The 18,466-nt window shown below is 73.3% G+C and carries 14 protein-coding genes; 10 read left to right on the top strand and 4 right to left on the bottom strand.

Annotated elements, in window-relative coordinates:
• Nucleotides 1–22: 22 nt before the first annotated feature.
• Genes AC068B_RS11565 through AC068B_RS11555 form a run of 3 tightly spaced genes read left to right on the top strand, consistent with a single transcriptional unit; the run spans nt 23 to nt 4,113 of the window.
• Nucleotides 23–1,489: a DUF5585 domain-containing protein gene (locus tag AC068B_RS11565; protein ID WP_478670808.1), complete on the top strand. Its 1,467-nt coding sequence runs from the start codon at nt 23–25 to the stop codon at nt 1,487–1,489.
• Nucleotides 1,486–1,983, top strand: a complete 498-nt coding sequence (locus AC068B_RS11560) for a hypothetical protein (RefSeq protein WP_478670806.1) — start codon at nt 1,486–1,488, stop codon at nt 1,981–1,983. The genes AC068B_RS11565 and AC068B_RS11560 overlap by 4 nt, the downstream gene beginning before the upstream one ends.
• Nucleotides 1,984–1,986: 3 nt before the next feature.
• Nucleotides 1,987–4,113 carry a hypothetical protein gene (locus AC068B_RS11555; protein ID WP_478670804.1) on the top strand — a complete coding sequence of 709 codons (2,127 nt, stop codon included), beginning with the start codon at nt 1,987–1,989 and terminating at the stop codon, nt 4,111–4,113.
• 25 nt (nt 4,114–4,138) lie between these two features.
• On the opposite strand, the gene AC068B_RS11550 is transcribed toward AC068B_RS11555, so the two are convergent.
• From AC068B_RS11550 to AC068B_RS11535, 4 genes are all read right to left on the bottom strand, one after another.
• A complete protein-coding gene (locus tag AC068B_RS11550; protein ID WP_478670803.1) occupies nt 4,139–5,488 on the bottom strand; it encodes a protein kinase domain-containing protein in 1,350 nt (449 codons plus the stop codon).
• The gene (locus AC068B_RS11545) at nt 5,482–6,447 is read right to left on the bottom strand and encodes a protein phosphatase 2C domain-containing protein (RefSeq protein WP_478670801.1); all 966 of its coding nucleotides are present in this window, start codon (nt 6,445–6,447) and stop codon (nt 5,482–5,484) included. The genes AC068B_RS11550 and AC068B_RS11545 overlap by 7 nt, the downstream gene beginning before the upstream one ends.
• Nucleotides 6,444–7,103, bottom strand: coding sequence for a vWA domain-containing protein (locus tag AC068B_RS11540; protein WP_268775858.1), 660 nt, complete (start codon nt 7,101–7,103; stop codon nt 6,444–6,446). The genes AC068B_RS11545 and AC068B_RS11540 overlap by 4 nt, the downstream gene beginning before the upstream one ends.
• A 139-nt stretch (nt 7,104–7,242) precedes the next feature.
• Nucleotides 7,243–9,804, bottom strand: coding sequence for a GTPase-associated protein 1-related protein (locus AC068B_RS11535; protein ID WP_478670799.1), 2,562 nt, complete (start codon nt 9,802–9,804; stop codon nt 7,243–7,245).
• 203 nt (nt 9,805–10,007) lie between these two features.
• Between AC068B_RS11535 and AC068B_RS11530 the strand changes: the two genes are divergently transcribed.
• The 7 genes from AC068B_RS11530 to rbsD all read left to right on the top strand — a co-directional run bounded on the left by AC068B_RS11530 (nt 10,008) and on the right by rbsD (nt 18,365).
• Nucleotides 10,008–10,784 carry an alpha/beta fold hydrolase gene (locus tag AC068B_RS11530; protein ID WP_478670798.1) on the top strand — a complete coding sequence of 259 codons (777 nt, stop codon included), beginning with the start codon at nt 10,008–10,010 and terminating at the stop codon, nt 10,782–10,784.
• The gene (locus AC068B_RS11525; RefSeq protein ID WP_478670796.1) at nt 10,781–12,085 is read left to right on the top strand and encodes a cytochrome P450; all 1,305 of its coding nucleotides are present in this window, start codon (nt 10,781–10,783) and stop codon (nt 12,083–12,085) included. The genes AC068B_RS11530 and AC068B_RS11525 overlap by 4 nt, the downstream gene beginning before the upstream one ends.
• A 318-nt stretch (nt 12,086–12,403) precedes the next feature.
• Nucleotides 12,404–13,432: a LacI family DNA-binding transcriptional regulator gene (locus tag AC068B_RS11520; protein ID WP_478670794.1), complete on the top strand. Its 1,029-nt coding sequence runs from the start codon at nt 12,404–12,406 to the stop codon at nt 13,430–13,432.
• Nucleotides 13,429–14,979: a sugar ABC transporter ATP-binding protein gene (locus tag AC068B_RS11515; protein WP_478670792.1), complete on the top strand. Its 1,551-nt coding sequence runs from the start codon at nt 13,429–13,431 to the stop codon at nt 14,977–14,979. Before AC068B_RS11520 ends, AC068B_RS11515 begins: the two co-directional genes overlap by 4 nt.
• Entirely contained in the window at nt 14,969–16,915 is a 1,947-nt protein-coding gene (locus AC068B_RS11510) for an ABC transporter permease/substrate-binding protein (protein WP_478670790.1), read from the top strand. Before AC068B_RS11515 ends, AC068B_RS11510 begins: the two co-directional genes overlap by 11 nt.
• A gap of 134 nt (nt 16,916–17,049) precedes the next feature.
• On the top strand, nt 17,050–17,979 hold the full coding sequence (locus AC068B_RS11505; protein WP_478670788.1) for a ribokinase: 930 nt from the start codon (nt 17,050–17,052) through the stop codon (nt 17,977–17,979).
• Nucleotides 17,976–18,365, top strand: a complete 390-nt coding sequence (rbsD, locus tag AC068B_RS11500) for a D-ribose pyranase (protein WP_478670786.1) — start codon at nt 17,976–17,978, stop codon at nt 18,363–18,365. Before AC068B_RS11505 ends, rbsD begins: the two co-directional genes overlap by 4 nt.
• Nucleotides 18,366–18,466: the final 101 nt, after the last annotated feature.

The following is an 18,466-nucleotide window of genomic DNA, read 5'->3' as shown; positions in this document are numbered from 1 at the left end:
CGCAAGTCAGGGAGGGAACCGTTTGACGCCCGCACAACTGCTCGACAAGGCCTTGATCGTCAAGGAGTTGCGGCGGCTGGCGACCCTGCCCGCACTTGCCCCGCGCTCACCCGAACTCACCGTGCTGCACCAGGACTTGGCCGGGTCGAACCAGCTCGACCGATGGGCGGAGATCGACCTCGTCCAGGCCTACGTACGCCCCGAGAGCGTCCGCGCGCCCGCGAACGGGGCGTCGGGGCGGCACGACCGCCTGCTGGAGGCCGCACTCGGCGTCCTCGTCTTCATCCCGCTGCTGATCACCTGGTTCGGCCTGCGGGAGGCCGTGCGGGCGTACGGGGAGCTCGCCGACGAGGACCCCAAGCAGGCCACGCGCCCCTTCCTGCAGCTGTGGCAGTCGGGCTTCGGCGGGCACCTGTCGTCGTTCGGGCGCTTCGAGAACGTGGCCCTGATGGCGGTCCTCCTGATCGCCCTGCTCGTGGGCCTCTCCGTGTGGCACGCGCGGGTGCGGGTGCGCACCGAACGCGCCGAGGACACCCAGGAGGCGGAGCAGGACCGGCTCCTCGCCGAACTGGCGTCGGTGCTCACACGTACGCAGATGCTGCTCGCGTCGCACCGCAGCGCGGCCCCGCAGCAGTTCACCGCGGAGCTCACGAAGGCCGCGCTGAAGATGCAGCAGGTGACGGTCAAGGCGGAGCGCAGCCACAACGCGCTCACCGGCGCCACGACGTCGGTCGGCCAGGCCACCGACGCGCTCAAGCTGGCGGCCCAGTCCCTCACGAAGGAAGTGCCGAAGCTCGGCGACGCGGCGGACCGCCTCAACACCACGCTGCGCACCGGCACGGAGGAGACCGCCAAGGCGGGCCGGGCCAACGCGCTCGCGGCCCGCGGCATCGTCGACCGCGTCAAGACGGCGGGCGACACGGTCGAGGCGTCCCTGAAGGCCCTGGTCGCGGCCCAGCAGTCGCTCGTCGCGAAGTCCGAGGCGGTGGCGAAGGCGACCGAGCTGGCCTCACAGGCCCTGGTGTCGAGCACCGGCCGCACGGGCGACGCCGTGGACGGCATGCGCGAGGCGACGGAGCGGTGGGACGCGGCGGCGGCCCACTGGCAGGACGCGGCGGCCCGGCTCGACGCCCGGATGGCCACGCTGGCGGGGGCACTGCCCGCGTCGGCACCGGTGAACGGGGCGTACGGCGCGGGCGGTGGGGCGTACGGCACGAGCAGCGGGGCGTACGACACGAGCAGCGGGGCGTACGGCACGAGCACTGGCACCTACGGCACGAGCGGCGGCGCCTACGACACCAACGGCGGCTCCGTGAGCGGCGGCCGCCCCCCTGAAGAGCCCTCCGGAAACAGCCGCACCGCCGCTCCGCCCGAGACGGGCCCCGTGCCCGCGCAGAGCCCGCCCGTCGAACCCCCGACGGACACGCCGCTCGACACGAGGACGACACGCCTGCCGCCGCCCAGCCCACGGAGCGGAGGGACCGCGTGAGCCGAGGGCGAGAGCTGCGACGGCGGCGCGGCGGCCGACTCGGGGTGGTCGTGCTCGCGGGCTGGCTCTTCGCCGATCTGCTGCTCGTGCTCGCCCTGGTGTCGATGGCCGACCGGCCCGACCCGAAGGCGGACGACCGGCCCAAGCCGGAGCCGTCCAAGAGCAGGTCGACCTCGCCACCGCGTCCGACGGGGCCGCGGTCGGTGGACCGCAACCCCCAGGAGTTCGAGGTACGGGGCCGCAACAAGGGTGACCTCGTCAAGCAGATCTCGAAGGACACGCGCGAGTGGTCGGGACGCGAGGCCGCGCTCGTCCTCACCTTCGGCGGCAGCTCGAACGGCACCGTCTACGCCCACCGCGTCAACGGCCTGCTCGACAAGGCCCGCCCGGAGATGTTCACCGACAAGACGGTGACGGACGACTACCACGCCCTCGGCGAGCGCGCGGAGACCGCCGTGGTCCGCGTCTACTTCTACACGGCGCCGGGCGGCTGAGCCATGGCGGTACTACGTCCCGGCGAGCACCCGAAGGCGAGCGGCGCGCGTCCGCCGCTGCCCACCCTGCCGCGCTGCCCCGGCCTGCGCGGCTACGTACAACTCCACGACACCATCCGCCGGTTGAAGTTCCGGCACGCGGCGGACGCCCTGCGCGCACCGGTCCCCGCCCCCGCGCACGACACCGTCTTCGGCACACTCCCCAAGGCCGCCACGGACGACGGTTTCCGCGTCCTGGACGGCCTCTGGTTCCCGGGCCGCGGCGGCATCTGGCACCGCGTCGACCTGGCGTACGTCCGGCAGGCGCGCGGCCGGTGGCTGTCCTCGTCGGATCCGCGCGCCGACTCGGCGGCGGCCGTGGTGGACACCCTGGAGACCCTCGTGCGGGACGACGCGATGGGGCTGCGGCGACTGGTCCTGTGGGAGGTGTGCTGCCTCCTCAGGGACGGCGGCGAGCACCCCGGCGAGGCCGAGGCCGTCGCGCTCGGCGTGCACCGCAGCGAGGCGGGACTGCTCACCTCCGCGCTCGCGGAGGGGTTCCCCGCGACCGGCCCCGCGCGGCATGCCGCGGAGACCCTCAATGACATCTGGCCCGGGGTGCGGCTGCGCGAGGCGCAGCGGCTCGTGACGCGGCTCCCGCGCGCCTCCGCCTACCCCGACGGACCCGACGACCACCGCCTCGCCGCACTCGTCGACGGCATCCGCGCGCGGGCCGCCGAGGTGGACCGGCTGACCGCCGACGGCGCCGCGGCGGAGGCCACCGGCGCGCTGCGCGCCGCGGCCGACGCCTGGCTGGGTGCGCTCCGCATCGCACGGGACGATCCGCGGGCCCAGACGGGCCTGCTGCGCGTGGCCGCCCTCCTCGCCGACGCCCCCTTCACGCCGGTGGACTCCGAGGTGACGGCCGTGCCGGACGACCGTGCCGTCCGCCTGTCCTGGTGCGCGCCAGAGCCTCGGGAGCACCGCCGCGGCCGCCGCCAAGAGCTCACGTACCGAGTCCTGCGCTTCCCCGACGGCGCGCCCGACCTGGCCGTCGAGACGGCGGCGGCCGAGCCGCGGCCCGGTGCCGTCGACGCGGACGCGCCCGTCGGACGCCCCCTGCGGTACGCCGTCGTCCCGCTGCTCGGGGAGCGCATCGCGGGGGTGCCGCGCGTGACGGCGCCGGTGCTGCTCACGCCGGTGGTGACGGGGCTGCGCTGCGCGGTCGTGCCGGGCGGGCTGCGGCTGCGGTGGCGGTCCGACCCGGCGGCGGCCGAGGTGCGGGTGACCCGGTCGGGTGCCGGGGCGGACACCGGCGGCTGGGGCGAGTCGTCGCTGGTCCGGGTGGCCTGCCAGCACGACGGGGTGCTCGACGTGCCGCTCGCCCCGGGGACGTACACGTACGAAGTGCGCTGCGGCTACCGCGATCCGGACGGCGACCTGGTGTGGTCCCGCGGCGTGACCGTCGCGGCCCGGGCCGAGCAGTGGCCGTCGCAGGTGGAGGAGCTCAGCGTGCGGCGACACGAGGACGGCGAGCGGGTGACGGTCGCGTGGCGGCCGCCCGCGCTCGGCGACGGTCTGCTGCTGCCGTGGACGACGGCGCCGGTCGCGCCGGGCACGGACGTGTCGGACCTCGTGGGCGGCGTGGACCGGATCCCGGCGACCGCGGTCGGCGCCGAGTCCCGCGCCGAGCTGACCCCGGAACCCGAGCGGCGGGTCCGCGTCACGGCGGTGAGCGTGCTGGGCGAGCGGGCGGTGTCCGGGCCGAGCGTCGTCATCGAACACCCGGCTGTCATAAGGAAGTTGCATGTACGGAGGGTCGGTGCGGACCGCGCCGAGCTGCGCTTCGACTGGCCGGAGCCCGCGGTCCTGGTCTGCGCGGCATGGACCGACGGACAGCGCGGCGGCGAGCGGCGCATCGCGCGCAGCTCGCACCGGGCGGGGCGCCCCGTCGACCTCGCCGTGTCGTCCGAGGAGTGCGTCATCACGGTGACGCCGCTCCCCCGCCCCGACGCCGTGTCGATCCTCCCGGAGCCGACCCGCGCGACCCTGCCCGCCGCACCTCCGCCACCGCCCCCGCTTCCCCAGGCGCCACCCGCGCCGCCCCGGTGGGGCACGTGGTGGCGTCGCTGGCGCCGGTGGTGGACCTGAACCAGCCCGCCAGCTGAGGGAGTTGCTACTCCTTGACCACCGCCTCCGTACCCCCGCCGAACTCGATCAGCAGCCCCGACCGCAGGGCGATCGTCTTGCCCGGGTCCACGTCCCGCACCGTCCCGTCGTCCTTGCGGGCCGTCCACACCGACTTGGTGCGGTTGGTCAGGCCGAACCGGCCGCGCTGCTGGGGGTGTTCGGTCACCTCGCCGACCACGGCGGTGAAGTCGTGGCGGTCGGGGTCGTCCCGCAGGTGGTGGGCGTAGACGCGGGCGCTCGGGGCGAGCCTGATGCCGCGCCTGGTGCGGAGGGTGCCGGTGCCGGTGACCAGTTCGAGGCGGGGCGGCAGCGTCAGGACCGTGCGGCACTTCCAGCAGCTGGGGGGCGCGCCGTCGGGCTGGGTCAGGTTCTGCTTGCCGCAGGCGCCGCACTGGGTGATGGCGTCGAGGACCTGGCTGAGCGCGTCGCGCCACTGCGACTCGCGCACCCGCAGCGTGGGGTTGCGCAGGCCGTCCGTGAAGGTCTGGACGAACAGGTCGCGCAGGATCTGCGGCAGCGCTCCCCACGTCGCCTCGACGGTCGGCTGCTCGCCGGGCACGGGGCGGTTGCGGGTGTCGGTCGGGTCGTAGACGAAGACCGGATCGGTGCCGTACAGGCGGCGCTTGGCGGCCTCGTCCATGCAGCGGATGCTGAGGGCGAGGGCGCCGTTGAACGGGTGGTCGTTCATCAGGAGCAGGAAGAGCAGCACGGCGAGGGAGTGCAGGTCGCTCTGGGTGCCGGGCTGGGTGCCCTTGTCGCCGCGGACCAGCTCGGGCGCCATGAAGTCCATGGTGCCCGCGACGGCGGCCTCGGCGCCCTCGACGACGGCGTTGTCGTTGTCGCAGACGAGGACGTCGCCGGTGCGCGGGTCGAAGAAGATGTTGCCCCAGTTGATGTCGCGGTAGGCGATGCCCCGGGAGTGCAGGGCGCGGTAGGCCTCGACGGTGTGCAGCGCCACGGTCACCAGGGTCCGCATCGTCGCGGACGCCACCGAGGGGTCGCGGCGGAAGAGGGCGGGCAGATCGCAGAAGCGTGCGGGCCGTACGTCCATGAGGTACCCGAAGCCGGGCTGTTTGCCCTCGGGGTCCATCACGATGGAGCAGGGCCACAGGAAGCGGGGGTCGTCCCAGCCCTTGGCGATGAGTCCTTCGAGGATCTCCCGCTGGCGGGCGTCGGCGAGCTGGGGGTAGTACCACTTGACCGCGCGGTCCCCGGTGGGCGTCTGGACGCGGTAGACCTCGCCCTGGCCGCCGGAGCCGAAGAGATCGGCGACCTTGAGCTTCTCCCCCGACTCGGCCACCAGGGTCTTTCCGGCGGCGAGCATGCCGTTCACCATTCTGTTCCTCTCTGCCCGTGAGGGTTCTGGTCGTGCTGGTTCCGCTCGCACGAGTCCTGCTCGTGCGGTTCGTCGCTGCGCTGTGCGGGCACCGCTATGGCGCCCACGAGGGTCGTGTCGTCCCCGGAGAACTTGGCGGCCCGCCCCAGCCAGTCCGGGAGCTGGGCCTGGACCGCCGCCACGCCCTGTCCGGCGGCGCGCTCACCGAGGCCGGTCGCGAAGTCCAGGAACCCCTGGTGGTCGGCGAAGCTCTTGGAGAGCCCGTCGGTGGACAGCAGCACGCACGGCGGCATGCCGCCGGTGAACGGCTGCCAGTGCGCCCGCATCTTGCGCCAGGGCTCCGGCTCGCAGAGGGAGTCGGTCTCGTCACCTATGTCGGGCCCGGTGGAGAGCGGCAGGTGCGGGGTGCCTTCACCGTCGACGAGCACGATGTCCCCGTCACCCAACTGCCAGCAGAACAACGTGTGTTCGGTCAGCACGGCGCCGACGAGGGTGCTGCCGTAGGCGGCGAGGTCCGGGGCCTCCGGGCGCTCGCGGGACCCGGTGCGCTCCGCCGCGGCGAGCCGACGAGCGCCGTGGGCGGGCGAGTTGGCCTCGTACAGCAGCGCCCACTCGTGCCAGCGGTGACCCACCTGCTGCGGCAGCCGCCGCGCCTCCTCGCGCAGGGCGGGCCAGCCCGCCGCGTCGCCGCCGACGCGCGCCGCCTCGCGCGCGAAGGCCTGCGCGCACACGGTGAACTCCGCCACCGCCCAGTGCGCCCCGAGGTCGCTGCGGAAGTGAGCTGCGCTGCCGTGTCCGTCGGCGACCGCGAGGACGACCGCACGGCCCCCGGCCACGGGCAGGGCCGCGCTGCGGTCCTGGCTGAACTTCTTCGCCACTCCCTTGACCGCGCCGCTGAGCAGCGCCCAGGGCCCGGCCGCCGCGGGACCGGGTCCGGTGGTCGTCTCCGGCCCGGTCACCAGATGTCGTCTTCGCCCTTGGTCATCGACGGCACGTCGATCGGCGTCGCGGGCTTCGCGCCGTCGTCGACCTTGGGAGTGGAGGCGTCCTTGACGACCGCGGTGGACATCCAGCGGATGGCGGCGGCGAGCTGGCGGGGGTTCTTCGCCTGCAGGGGCTCCAGTTCGGGGTTGCCGAGGAACTCCTTGAGCATGCTCTTGTCCGCGTCGTCGCCGATGGCCACCGCGACGCGCACGGCGCGCTTGCCCCACGGCGTGCTGTCGATGGCGCGCAGCCCGGCCCGCCAGTCGTCGGTGGGCTGCCCGTCGGAGGCGAGCGCGAGCACGGGCGGCAGGGCGCGCTGCGGCATCGGCGGGGTCTGCAGCGCACCGGCCGCCAGCTTGAACGCGGCGCCCATGTCCGTGCCGCCGTAGATGTGCACGTCCTCCCAGGAGAACCGGTCGACCGGGGTGGGCTCGCCGACGTGCCAGCTCGCGCCGCTGGCGAAGGTGATGGCACGCACCAGCAGGGACGCGGCGGGGTTGGACTGGGCGGCCTGCTGCATTTCGGGGATGGCTTCACGGATGGCGAAGTTCAGCTCGCCGATCTTGCCGTTCACGCCCATGGAGCCCGAGCAGTCGAGCATCCAGATGAAGTGCACGGGGCGGCTCGCCATGCTGCCACCGGGGAAGTTGTCGACGATGGTCTCGCTGGTATCGCTCACGCTGGTCCTTTCGTGGGGAGTTCAGTGGTGGGGTGCGGCGAGTCCGCAGGCGGTGGGCCGCCCCGCACCCGCGGGGTTCGGCGGCCGTCGGTCAGCTCCGCTCCTGGCCTGCCCGATGACGCCACGCTGTCCATTCCGGTACGTCCTGGCCCTCCCGGCGGAGGACGGTGGCCACCTGCCCGAGGTGATGGTCGTCCAGACGCACGACGATGGGCGCAAGCACTTGGTCGAGCAGTTCGGCGGCGACCCCGGACCATGCCGCGGTGACGCCGTGCCGTCGCCGGGGCCGCCAGATGTGGTAGTACGCGGCCAACTCGGCGGGCTTTCCGGGAAGTTCGCGTTCGAGTCGGTCGCACGTCCGCTCCTCCAGGAGGTGCGCACGGTAGGCCCCGAGGAGGTCCGGCCCCGCGGCGACGAGGATCTGCAGCCCGTGCGACTCGCAGATGTCGAGCGGGTTCGCCCCGGCGAGGGTGCGGCCCACCCGCTCGTCGATGCCCCTCCGCAGTACCGTGCCGAGCGGCGACACCTTGCGCCCCAGCTCCCTGAGCCGCCCGACGGAGGCCCTGCTGACGGCGAGCCGCCCGTCGACGAGGTCCTGGGCGATGACGAGGAGCTCGGCGGTGTCGCGGTCCTGGGCGCCGAGCTTGGCGTCCTTGCGCATCTCCCGTGCGAACTCGACGAGTTCGAGGTCGCAGTGGTCCGGCTCCCTGAGCCAGCCCATGATGCGGCGGCCGAGGTCCGCCTCGATGATCAGGCGGGGGGTGCAGGCGCGGGCCACCCGGGGCTGCTCGGCACGGTCCGGCGGGTCGTTGCGCCACACCATGCGCCACAGCAGTCTGAGCGTCCTGACGTCCTCGACCCGCTGTCCGGAGAGGAGTTCGGTGAGCCGCTCGAAGAGCTCGGCGCCCCGCAGCCGGTCCGGCGGGCCGCTCCAGTGCGCGGCGGCCGCGGCGAGGCGGACGGTGAGCGGCGCGTCCTCGATGTTGCGCCGCAGCCAGTCGCCCTGGGGCGAGTCGGCGAGGGCGCGCAGGCGGTCCAGTTTGCGCTCGTTGAAGCCGACCAGGAGGAGCCGGAGCACCCGGCGGGTGAAGCCGACGTGGTCGAGTTCGGAGAGGACCTGGACGGCTTGTGCGCAGTCGCGCAGCTCGGGGTGGAGCAGGGCGTCCGCGAGCCGGTCCATGGCCTCGGCGAGGCCGGGCCCGCCGTCGGCGCCCACGGCGAGGGCGAGGCGCAGCGGCGCCGTCCAGGTGGTGATGGGGTCGCGGAGCCGGGCACGGAGGGCGCCGTCGGCGCGGTCGCCGTACTCCTCGCGCAGTTCCCGCCAGGCCTCCTGACCGAGCGGCAGACCTTCGAAGGCGGCCAGGTCGGGGAGTGTGCCGCGGCCGCGGGACGCGTCGAGCCGGTGCTTGACGAGGGCGAGGGCGAGGGGCCGGGCCGCGAGGGCCTCGTCGCCGTCGAGCCCCCGGCAGAGCCTGTCGAGTTCGTCGAGGGCGCGCGCGTCGGCCTCGCCCCTGGTCACGGAGTGGGCGAAGGCGTCGAAGACGGCGTGCAGGGTCTCGCCGCTGAGGCCTGAGAGGCCGGTGAGTTCGTTGAGGCCATTCGGTTCGTTGAGGCCGGTGGGTTCGGCCTGTTCGGTGGTGTCACTGGTGCCGCCTGTGCCGCCTGTGCCGCCTGTACGGTCTCTACTACCTGTAACGCCTGTGCTGGCCGTACCGGCAGTGCATTCGACCCGTTCGGTGGCGCCGGAAGCCCTCTTCCCTCCACCACCCCCGGCCCCCAGGAACGCCCCCGAGACCAGCGGGATGAGCGCGAAGGGACCTTCGGGGCGCGCGGCCGCCCCCGGCGCGGGGCGCGGCGGGTTCCCGGCGAGCCACCGCTCGGCCGTCAGCCGGGCCCAGGCGTCGAGCTCGGCGGGCGGGCTCTCCGGTCCGCCGGTGCCGTCGTGCACGCGGTACAGGTACTCGACCGTCGCGTCGTCGGACCGGTCGAACTCCGCGTCCGGGCCGATGCCGATGATCTGCTGCGGGGCGCGGCGCGGGTCGGCGGTCCAGGTGGTGAACGTCAGTGCGGGAACGTACGCCTCGGGAAGCGAGGCACAGGCGAGCGCGACCCAGCGGGCCACGGTCTCGGAGTCCTCCTCCACGAGGACGATCTGCCGCCCCGCGGGGTCCTCGAAGAGCCTGCGCACATCGGCGAGGAAGGGCGCGACGCGGTCGGCGTGCGTCCGGGCGAACGCGACGAGCAGGTCCCGGTCGAAGTGGGCCTCCGGCACGGGCAGTTCGGACTCGACGAACCCGGCGCCCAGCGCCTGCGCCCTCTCCGGTTCCCAGGACTCGGAGCGCCAGGTGTCGATCGGCCAGACGGGACCGGGCCCGGGGGTGTCGGCGCTCAGGTGGAGTGCCTCCACGCGCTGTCCCGGGAGGGCGGCGCACAGGAGCCGTCCACCGTCCGGGAGCAGGCTGTAGCTCAGCTCGGTCCCTGTTTCCCCGGCACGCGGGACGCCTATGACGCGCGTGACGGTACTCGTCAACTCCCCTGTTTCCTCGTGCGGTTGGTGCGCCGTACCGCCCGCATCCGTATCCGGAAGGAACAGGCGGAGGGCTCCGGTGTCCGGCTCCTGGCCGAGCCGGTAGCTGAGGCGACGGATGGCCATGCCACATTCTGACCAACCGCGGCACCGCACCGCAGGCCGTCCGCCAAGTTCACCCCCGCCTCGGCACCCGCCCTTCACACCTGGTCGAACAGGGGCACGGAGCGCCGCACGCGCCCTTGCGCGGCACCGCGGTCGGGGGACACCGTTGTCAGGGTCCCGCACCGCCCGGTGCCGCCCGGACCCCGCCGGCGATCGGAGCCGCTGTGCCCCCTTTCCTCCTCCCCCACACCCTGCTCGGCGAAGGCCCGCATAAGGTGATCGCGGTCCACGGCTGGTTCGCGGACCGGTCCGCGTACGCGCCCGTGCTCGCGGACCTCGACGCCACCGCCTTCCAGTACGCGGTGGTGGATCTGCGCGGCTACGGCGAGGCCAAGGACGCCGTCGGCGCGTACACCACGAGCGAGGGCGCCGCCGATGTGCTGGACCTGGCCGACCGGCTCGGCTGGGAGCGGTTCTCGCTGGTCGGGCACTCCATGGGCGGCAGCGTCGCCCAGCGCGTCCTGGCCGCGGCCCCGCACCGGGTGCGCCGCCTGGTCGGGGTGTCGCCCGTTCCCGCGTCCGGTCTGCACCTGCCGCCCGAACAATGGGAGTTGTTCGCCTCGGCCGCGCACACTCCACAGAACCGCCACGCCATCATCGACTTCACCACGGGTGGTGTACGTCCCCGGGCCTGGCTCGACCGGATGGTGCGCCGCTCCCTCGCGGTCAGCGACGTCAAGGCGTTCCGCGCCTGGCTGGACTCCTGGACGGGCGACGACTTCCACACGGAGGTCGACGGCTCGCCCGTGGCGGCGCTCGCGGTCACCGGGGCGCTCGACCCGGCGCTCTCGGCCGACCTGATGCGCCGCACCTGGCTGCGCTCGTACCCCCACGGCGAGCTGGCGGAACTGCCCGGGGCCGGGCACTACGCGATGGACGAGGTGCCCCTCGAACTCATCCGCACAGTAGAGGACTTCCTGCACGGGGACACCGCCGCGTGAGCCTGCGCGGTGCGCCGCCCCGGACGCCGCCCGTCCCCGACGTCTTCGATCCCCGCCTGTACGCGGAAGGCGTCCCCCACGACCGCTACCGCGTCCTGCGCGACCACCACCCCGTGGCGTGGCAGGGCGAGCCGGAGGTGCTTGGCTGGCCCGCGGGCCCGGGGTTCTGGGCGGTCACCCGGCACGCGGACGTGGTGCGCGTCCTCAAGGACGCGGCGACGTACTCCTCGCACCTGGGTGCCACCCAGATCCGTGACCCGGCCCCGGACGACCTGCCGTTCATCCGGCGCATGATGCTCAACCAGGACCCTGTTGCCGCCACGGGCGGGGCAGGACCCGCCGGGCACGGCCGGTTGCGCAGGCTGGTCAGCCGCGCCTTCACCCCGCGGCGGATCGAGCGCTTCGAGGCGCGGGTGCGCGAGCGGGCCCGGACGCTCCTCGCGGCGGCCGTGGAGCAGGCGCGCGCCGGGGACGGCACCTTCGACGTCGTCACCACCGTCACCGACGACTACGCCCTGCTCAACCTCGCCGACCTGCTGGGCGTGCCGGCCGCCGACCGTGGCCTGCTGCTGCACTGGACGCAGCGCGTCATCGGCTACCAGGACCCGGACGAAGCACCCCCAGCCGCGCTCGGCCCCGACGGCGAACCGGTCAACCCGCGCTCCCCCGCGATGCTGGGCGACATGTTCGCGTACGCGCGGACGCTGGCCGCCCACAAGCGCGAGCACCCCGGCGACGACGTGCTCACGACGCTCGCCCACGATCCCGAACTCACCGCTGCCGAACTGGAGATGTTCTTCTTCCTCCTCACCGTCGCGGGCAACGACACCGTGCGCAGCGCCGCACCCGGCGGGCTGCTCGCGCTCGCGGAGAGCCCCGGCGAGTACGAGCGGCTGCGGGCCGGGGCGGTCGGCGTCGCCCCCGCCGTGGACGAACTGCTGCGCCGCCATCCTCCGGTGCTCACCTTCCGGCGCACGGCGGCCCGCGACACCGAGCTGGCGGGCACGCGCATCGCGGCCGGCGACAAGGTCGTCGTCTTCCACGCCTCCGCCCACCACGACGAGCGCGTCTTCGCCGATCCGCACCGCCTGGACCTGGCCCGCTCGCCCAACCCCCACGTGGCGTTCGGCGACGGCCCGCACGTCTGCCTGGGCGCCCACTTCGCCCGGCTCCAACTGCGCGTGTTCCACGAGGAGGTGACCCGCGCCCTGCCGGTCCTGCGCCTCGCGGCGCCGCCGCGCCGTCTGGTCTCGCACTTCATCAACGGCCTGAAGTCGTTGCGGGTCGAGGCACCCGCGTAGGGTGCAAGATCGCGAGAACCAGCGCAGCGCACACGGCTGGCGTGCTGCCCCGCCCGCACCCCGCCGTCGTCTACGAGTACGTCACGCTGGACTCCCTCGCCCGGGGCTGCGTCTCGGGGCCATGGGCCAGATCGGCAGCCGCAACCTCACGTACGTAGGGGTCGCGGCACCCCCTCTCGCCCCGCCTGATGCCCGGATCCCCTGATCATCACGATCAGGTCTCACTCGCACCTCCCGCCCCACCCACCCCTTGCCACGCCCCCGTGTAATCGTTTCCAATCCTCCGTGTAATCGATTCCACAAGGAGGTGGACCGACGATGACTCCGAGCTCGGTGGGCATCAAGGACGTCGCGGCCGAGGCCGGGGTGTCCGTCGCCACCGTGTCGCGCGTGCTGAACGGGCACCCCTCCGTCAGCCCCGCGTCCCGCACCCGGGTCCTCACCGCCGTCGAGGCGCTCGGCTACCGGCCCAACGCCGTCGCCCGCTCCCTGCGCACCGACCAGACGCGGACACTCGGCCTGGTCATCAGCGACGTGCTCAACCCGTACTTCACGGAGCTGGCCCGGTCCGTCGAGGAGGCCGCCCGCGCACTCGGCTACAGCGTGATCATCGGCAACGCCGACGAGCGCCCCGAGCTGCAGGACCACCACGTGCGGACCCTGCTCGACCGGCGGATCGACGGACTGCTCGTCTCCCCCGCCGACGGCGGCTCCCCGCTGATGCTCGACGCCGTGCGAGCCGGCACCCCGATGGTCTTCGTGGACCGGTGGATCCCCGGCGTGGACGTCCCCGTGGTCCGCTCCGACGGGCGCCGGGCAGTCCGCGACCTCGTCGCCCACCTGCACGGACTCGGCCACCGCAGGCTCGCCATCATCGCGGGCCCCGCGGCCACCACCACCGGCAGCGAGCGCGTCGAGGCCTTCCGGGAGGCGCTGCGCGAGCACGGCACCGCCCTGCCCGACGCGTACATCGGACAGGGCGACTTCCAGGCGGACAGCGGCCGCCGCGCCACCGAGCGCTTCCTCGCCCTGCCCGAGCCGCCCGAGATCGTCTTCGCCGCCGACAACCTGATGGCCCTCGGCGCCCTCGACGCGATCCGCGCGCACGGCCTGCGCGTCCCGGACGACATCGGGCTCGCCGCCTTCGACGACATCCCGTGGTTCGTGCACACCGATCCGCCGGTCACCGCGATCGCCCAGCCGACCGCGGAGCTCGGCCGGGCCGCCGTGCAGGCGCTGATCGACCGCATCGAGGGCAGACGCCCGCAGTCCGTGACCCTGCCCGCCCGGCTCGTCGTCCGCCGCTCCTGCGGCGAGAACACCCCCGTACGAAGGAGCAACCCGTGAGCAACCAGGACGAGTTGCTGCGCATCGAGTCGATACGCAAGACGTTCCCCGGCGTCGTCGCGCTCGACTCCGTCGACTTCGATCTGCGCCGCGGTGAGGTGCACGTCCTGCTCGGCGAGAACGGCGCGGGCAAGAGCACTCTCATCAAGATGCTCTCCGGCGCCTACCGGCCCGACAGCGGCCGGATCTTCGCCGAGGGGCGCGAGGTCCGCATCAACGGCGCGCAGGACGCCGAGCGGCTCGGCATCGCCACGATCTACCAGGAGTTCAACCTCGTCCCCGATCTGACCGTCGCCGAGAACATCTTCCTGGGGCGCCAGCCCCGCCGCTTCGGTCTGGTCGACCGGAGGAAGATGGAGGCCGACGCGGAGGAGCTGCTCCAGCGGGTCGGCGTCCAGGTCTCGCCGCGCGCCAAGGTGCGCGAACTGGGCATCGCCCGGCTGCAGATGGTCGAGATCGCCAAGGCGCTGAGCCTGGACGCGCGCGTGCTCATCATGGACGAGCCCACCGCGGTCCTCACCTCCGAGGAGGTCGACAAGCTCTTCCGGATCGTGCGCACCCTGCGCGAGGACGGCGTCGGCATCGTCTTCATCACCCACCACCTGGAGGAGATCGCCGCACTCGGCGACCGCGTCACCGTCCTGCGCGACGGCCGCAGCGTCGACCAGGTGCCCGCGTCGACCGACGAGGACGAGCTCGTACGCCTCATGGTGGGCCGCAGCATCGAGCAGCAGTATCCGCGCGAACGCCCGGACACCGGGGAGCCGTTGCTCCGCGTCGACGGTCTCACCCGCGACGGCGTCTTCCACGACGTCAGCTTCGAGGTGCGGGCGGGCGAGGTCGTCGGGCTCGCGGGTCTGGTCGGCGCGGGCCGCACCGAGGTGGCGCGCGCGGTCTTCGGCGCCGATCCGTACGACGGCGGTTCCGTCGACGTACGCGGCGAGCGGCTGCCCCGGCACGACGTGAACGCGGCGATGGGCGCGGGCATCGGCCTGGTCCCGGAGGACCGCAAGGGGCAGGGGCTCCTCCTCGACGCCTCCGTGCGGGAGAACCTCGGCCTGGTGACGCTGCGTTCGGCGACGCGCGCCGGGCTCGTGGACCTCAAGGGACAGCAGCGGGCGGCCGCGCGGATCGCCGAGCAGCTGGGGGTGCGCATGGCCGGGCTCGGCCAGCACGTCCGCACCCTGTCCGGCGGCAACCAGCAGAAGGTCGTCATCGGCAAGTGGCTGCTCGCCGACATCCAGGTCCTCATCCTCGACGAGCCGACACGCGGCATCGACGTCGGCGCGAAGGTCGAGATCTACCAGCTCATCAACGAACTGACGGCCTCCGGGCACGCGGTCCTGATGATCTCCAGCGATCTGCCCGAGGTGCTCGGCATGAGCGACCGGGTCCTCGTCATGGCACAGGGCCGGATCGCCGGTGAACTCACGGCCGAAGAGGCCACTCAAGACGCCGTGATGGCACTCGCCGTCAGCACCGCGGCGGTACGGAACGAAGAAGCGGTACGGAACGAAGAAGAGGCGGAGGTCTCCCGTGGCCACTGAAACCCTGAAGCGCGACGCGGGTGGCACGGCCTCGCTCCGCCGCGTCCTGCTCGACAACGGCGCGCTGAGCGCCCTGATCGTCCTGGTCGTGGCGATGTCGCTGCTCTCCGGCGACTTCCTCACCACGCAGAACCTGCTCAACGTCGGCGTCCAGGCCGCGGTGACCGCGATCCTCGCGTTCGGCGTGACCTTCGTGATCGTGTCGGCGGGCATCGACCTGTCGGTCGGTTCGGTGGCCGCGCTCTCGGCCACCGTCCTTGCCTGGTCGGCGACTTCGCAGGGGCTGCCGGTGTGGCTCGCGGTGGTGCTCGCCGTCGCGACCGGCATAGCCTGCGGTTTCGTCAACGGACTGCTCGTCTCGTACGGGAAGCTCCCGCCGTTCATCGCGACGCTCGCGATGCTCTCGGTGGCCCGCGGCCTCTCCCTGGTGATCTCGCAGGGCAGCCCGATCGCGTTCCCCGACTCGGTCTCGCACCTGGGTGACACCATCGGCGGCTGGCTGCCGGTCCCGGTGATCGTGATGGTCGCGATGGGCCTCGTCACGGCGCTCGTCCTGGGGCGCACGTTCATCGGCCGCTCCATGTACGCGATCGGTGGCAACGAAGAGGCGGCCCGCCTGTCCGGCCTGCGCGTCAAGCGGCAGAAGCTGGTCATCTACGCGCTCGCCGGTCTCTTCGCGGCCGTCGCGGGCGTCGTGCTCGCCTCCCGGCTGGTCTCCGCGCAGCCGCAGGCCGCGCAGGGCTACGAGCTCGACGCGATCGCCGCGGTCGTCATCGGCGGCGCGAGCCTCGCGGGCGGCGTCGGCAAGGCGTCCGGCACGCTCATCGGCGCGCTGATCCTCGCGGTACTGCGCAACGGCCTCAACCTCCTCTCCGTCTCCGCCTTCTGGCAGCAGGTCGTGATCGGTGTCGTCATCGCGCTCGCGGTCCTCCTGGACACGCTGCGGCGGCGCGCCGGATCGACTCCGGGTGCGTCCTCCGGTGCGGCCGGGGGCGTACGCGGCAAGGGGCCGCAAGGGGTGAAGTACGCGGTCGCCGCCGTGGTCGTGGCGGCCGTGGTCGGCGCGGTCTCCTTGTTCAACTCGGGCTCGTCCGGCCCGAACACGAAGATCGGCATGTCGCTCTCCACCCTCAACAACCCCTTCTTCGTCCAGATGAAGGAGGGCGCGCAGGCCGAGGCCGACAAGGCCGGGATCGACCTGACGGTCACCGACGCGCAGAACGACGCGTCCCAGCAGAGCAACCAGCTGCAGAACTTCACCGGCGAGAACGTGAAGTCGATCATCGTCAACCCGGTGGACTCCGACGCGGCGGGCCCGGCCGTGCGGGGCGCCAACAAGCAGGACATCCCGGTGGTCGCGGCCGACCGCGGGGTGAACAAGGCGAAGACCGCGACGCTCGTCGCCTCCGACAACGTCGCGGGCGGCAAGCTGGCGGCGAAGACGCTCGCCGAGAAGCTGGGCGGCAAGGGCAAGGTCGTCGTCCTCCAGGGCACGCCCGGCACCTCCGCGAGCCGCGAGCGCGGCCAGGGCTTCGCCGAGGGCATCAAGGCGTACCCCGGCATCGACGTCGTCGCCAAGCAGCCCGCGGACTTCGACCGCACCAAGGGCCTGGACGTCATGACGAACCTGCTGCAGTCCAACAAGGGCGTGTCCGGCGCCTTCGCCGAGAACGACGAGATGGCGCTCGGCGCGGTCAAGGCGCTCGGCGACAAGGCGGGCAAGTCGGTCCCGGTCGTCGGCTTCGACGGCACCCCGGACGGTCTCAAGGCGGTCGAGGCGGGCACGCTGTACGCGTCCGTGGCGCAGCAGCCCAAGGAGCTCGGGAAGATCGCCGTGCGCAACGCGGTGCGGGCCACCCAGGGCAAGCAGGTCCAGGAGATGGTGAAGGTGCCGGTGAAGGTCGTCACGTCGAAGAACGTGCGGGACTTCTCCTGACCCGACTGTCCCGACTGTCCCGACGGCCCGATCGACCCGACGGCCCGACTGTCCCGACCGACCCGACGGCCCGACCGCCGCGCCAGGTACCGTCGCAGCCGGACCTCACCGTACGAAAGCAGGCACAAGCACACATGAACGACGACTACGAGCTGCTGGTCGTGGGCTCCGCCAACGCCGATCTGGTGGTCGGCGTGGAGCGCCGCCCCGCGCCCGGCGAGACGGTCCTCGGCTCCGACCTGGCCGTCCACCCCGGCGGCAAGGGCGGCAACCAGGCGGTCGCCGCGGCCCGCCTCGGGGCCCGCACCGCGCTGCTCGCCCGGGTCGGCGACGACGCGCACGGCGTGCTCCTCCTGGACGCGCAGCGGGCGGCAGGCGTGGACACGGTCGGCGTCCTGGTGGGCGGCGCGCCCACCGGCGTCGCGCTGATCACGGTCGATCCGTCGGGCGACAACAGCATCGTGGTCTCCCCCGGCGCCAACGCGCGCCTCACCCCCGAGGACATCCGCGCGGCGGGCAGCCTGCTGTCGGCGGCGCGGGTGGTCTCCAGCCAGCTGGAGATCCCCTTGGAGACGGTCGCCGAGGTGGTCCGCACCCTGCGGCCCGGCGCCCGCTTCGTCCTCAACCCCTCGCCGCCCGCCCCCCTGCCCGCCGAGGTCCTCGCGGCCTGCGACCCGCTGGTGGTGAACGAGCACGAGGCCCGCGTCATCCTCGGCGACGACGCGGGTGAGGCCCCCGAGGACTGGGCGCGCGGGCTGCTCGCGCTGGGCCCCCGCTCGGTGGTGATCACGCTGGGCGCCGAGGGCGCGCTCACCGCGGACGCCTCCGACGGGGCCGCCGTACGGGTCCCGAGCCCGAAGGTCGACGCGGTGGACACGACGGGCGCGGGCGACGCCTTCACCGCCGCGCTCGGCTGGCGCCTCGGCCTCGGCGAGGACCTGCCGACGGCGGCCGCGTACGCGGTGCGGGTGGGTGCGGCCGCGGTCACCCGCAAGGGCGCGCAGGACTCCTACCCGACCGCGTCGGAGCTCGCCGACGCCGTTCCGGAGGTCCCTTCCCGGTGAAGAAGTCGGGCATATTGAATCGTCATCTTGCGGGCGCGCTGGCCGAGTTGGGGCACGGCGACACCGTGCTCGTGTGCGACGCGGGCATGCCCATCCCGGCGGGCCCGCGCGTGGTGGACCTGGCGTTCCGCGCCGGGGTCCCGTCCTTCGCGGAGGTCCTCGAAGGCCTCCTCGACGAGCTCGTGGTGGAGGGCGGGACGGCGGCGCTGGAAGTACGCGCGTCGAACCCGTCGACGGCCCAACTGCTGCACGAGAGCCTCCCGTCCCTCGCCCTCGTCCCGCACGAGGACCTCAAGAGCCTCTCGGCGGCGGCCCGTCTGGTGGTCAGGACGGGTGAGGCGCGGCCGTACGCGAATGTGCTGCTGAGGTGCGGAGTCTTCTTCTGATCGGCTCCTGACGGCGAAGGACCACCGGAGAGCTGTCCGGTATACGGACGTGGCTGACCGTCATGTGACCGGTTTCCGCCCTTGACCGGTGGTCGTCCGGC

The organism is Streptomyces sp. NPDC042371 (genome assembly GCF_056437465.1).
The sequence above is the reverse complement of the archived record's forward strand: the minus strand, read 5'-3'. Positions and strand labels throughout refer to the sequence as shown.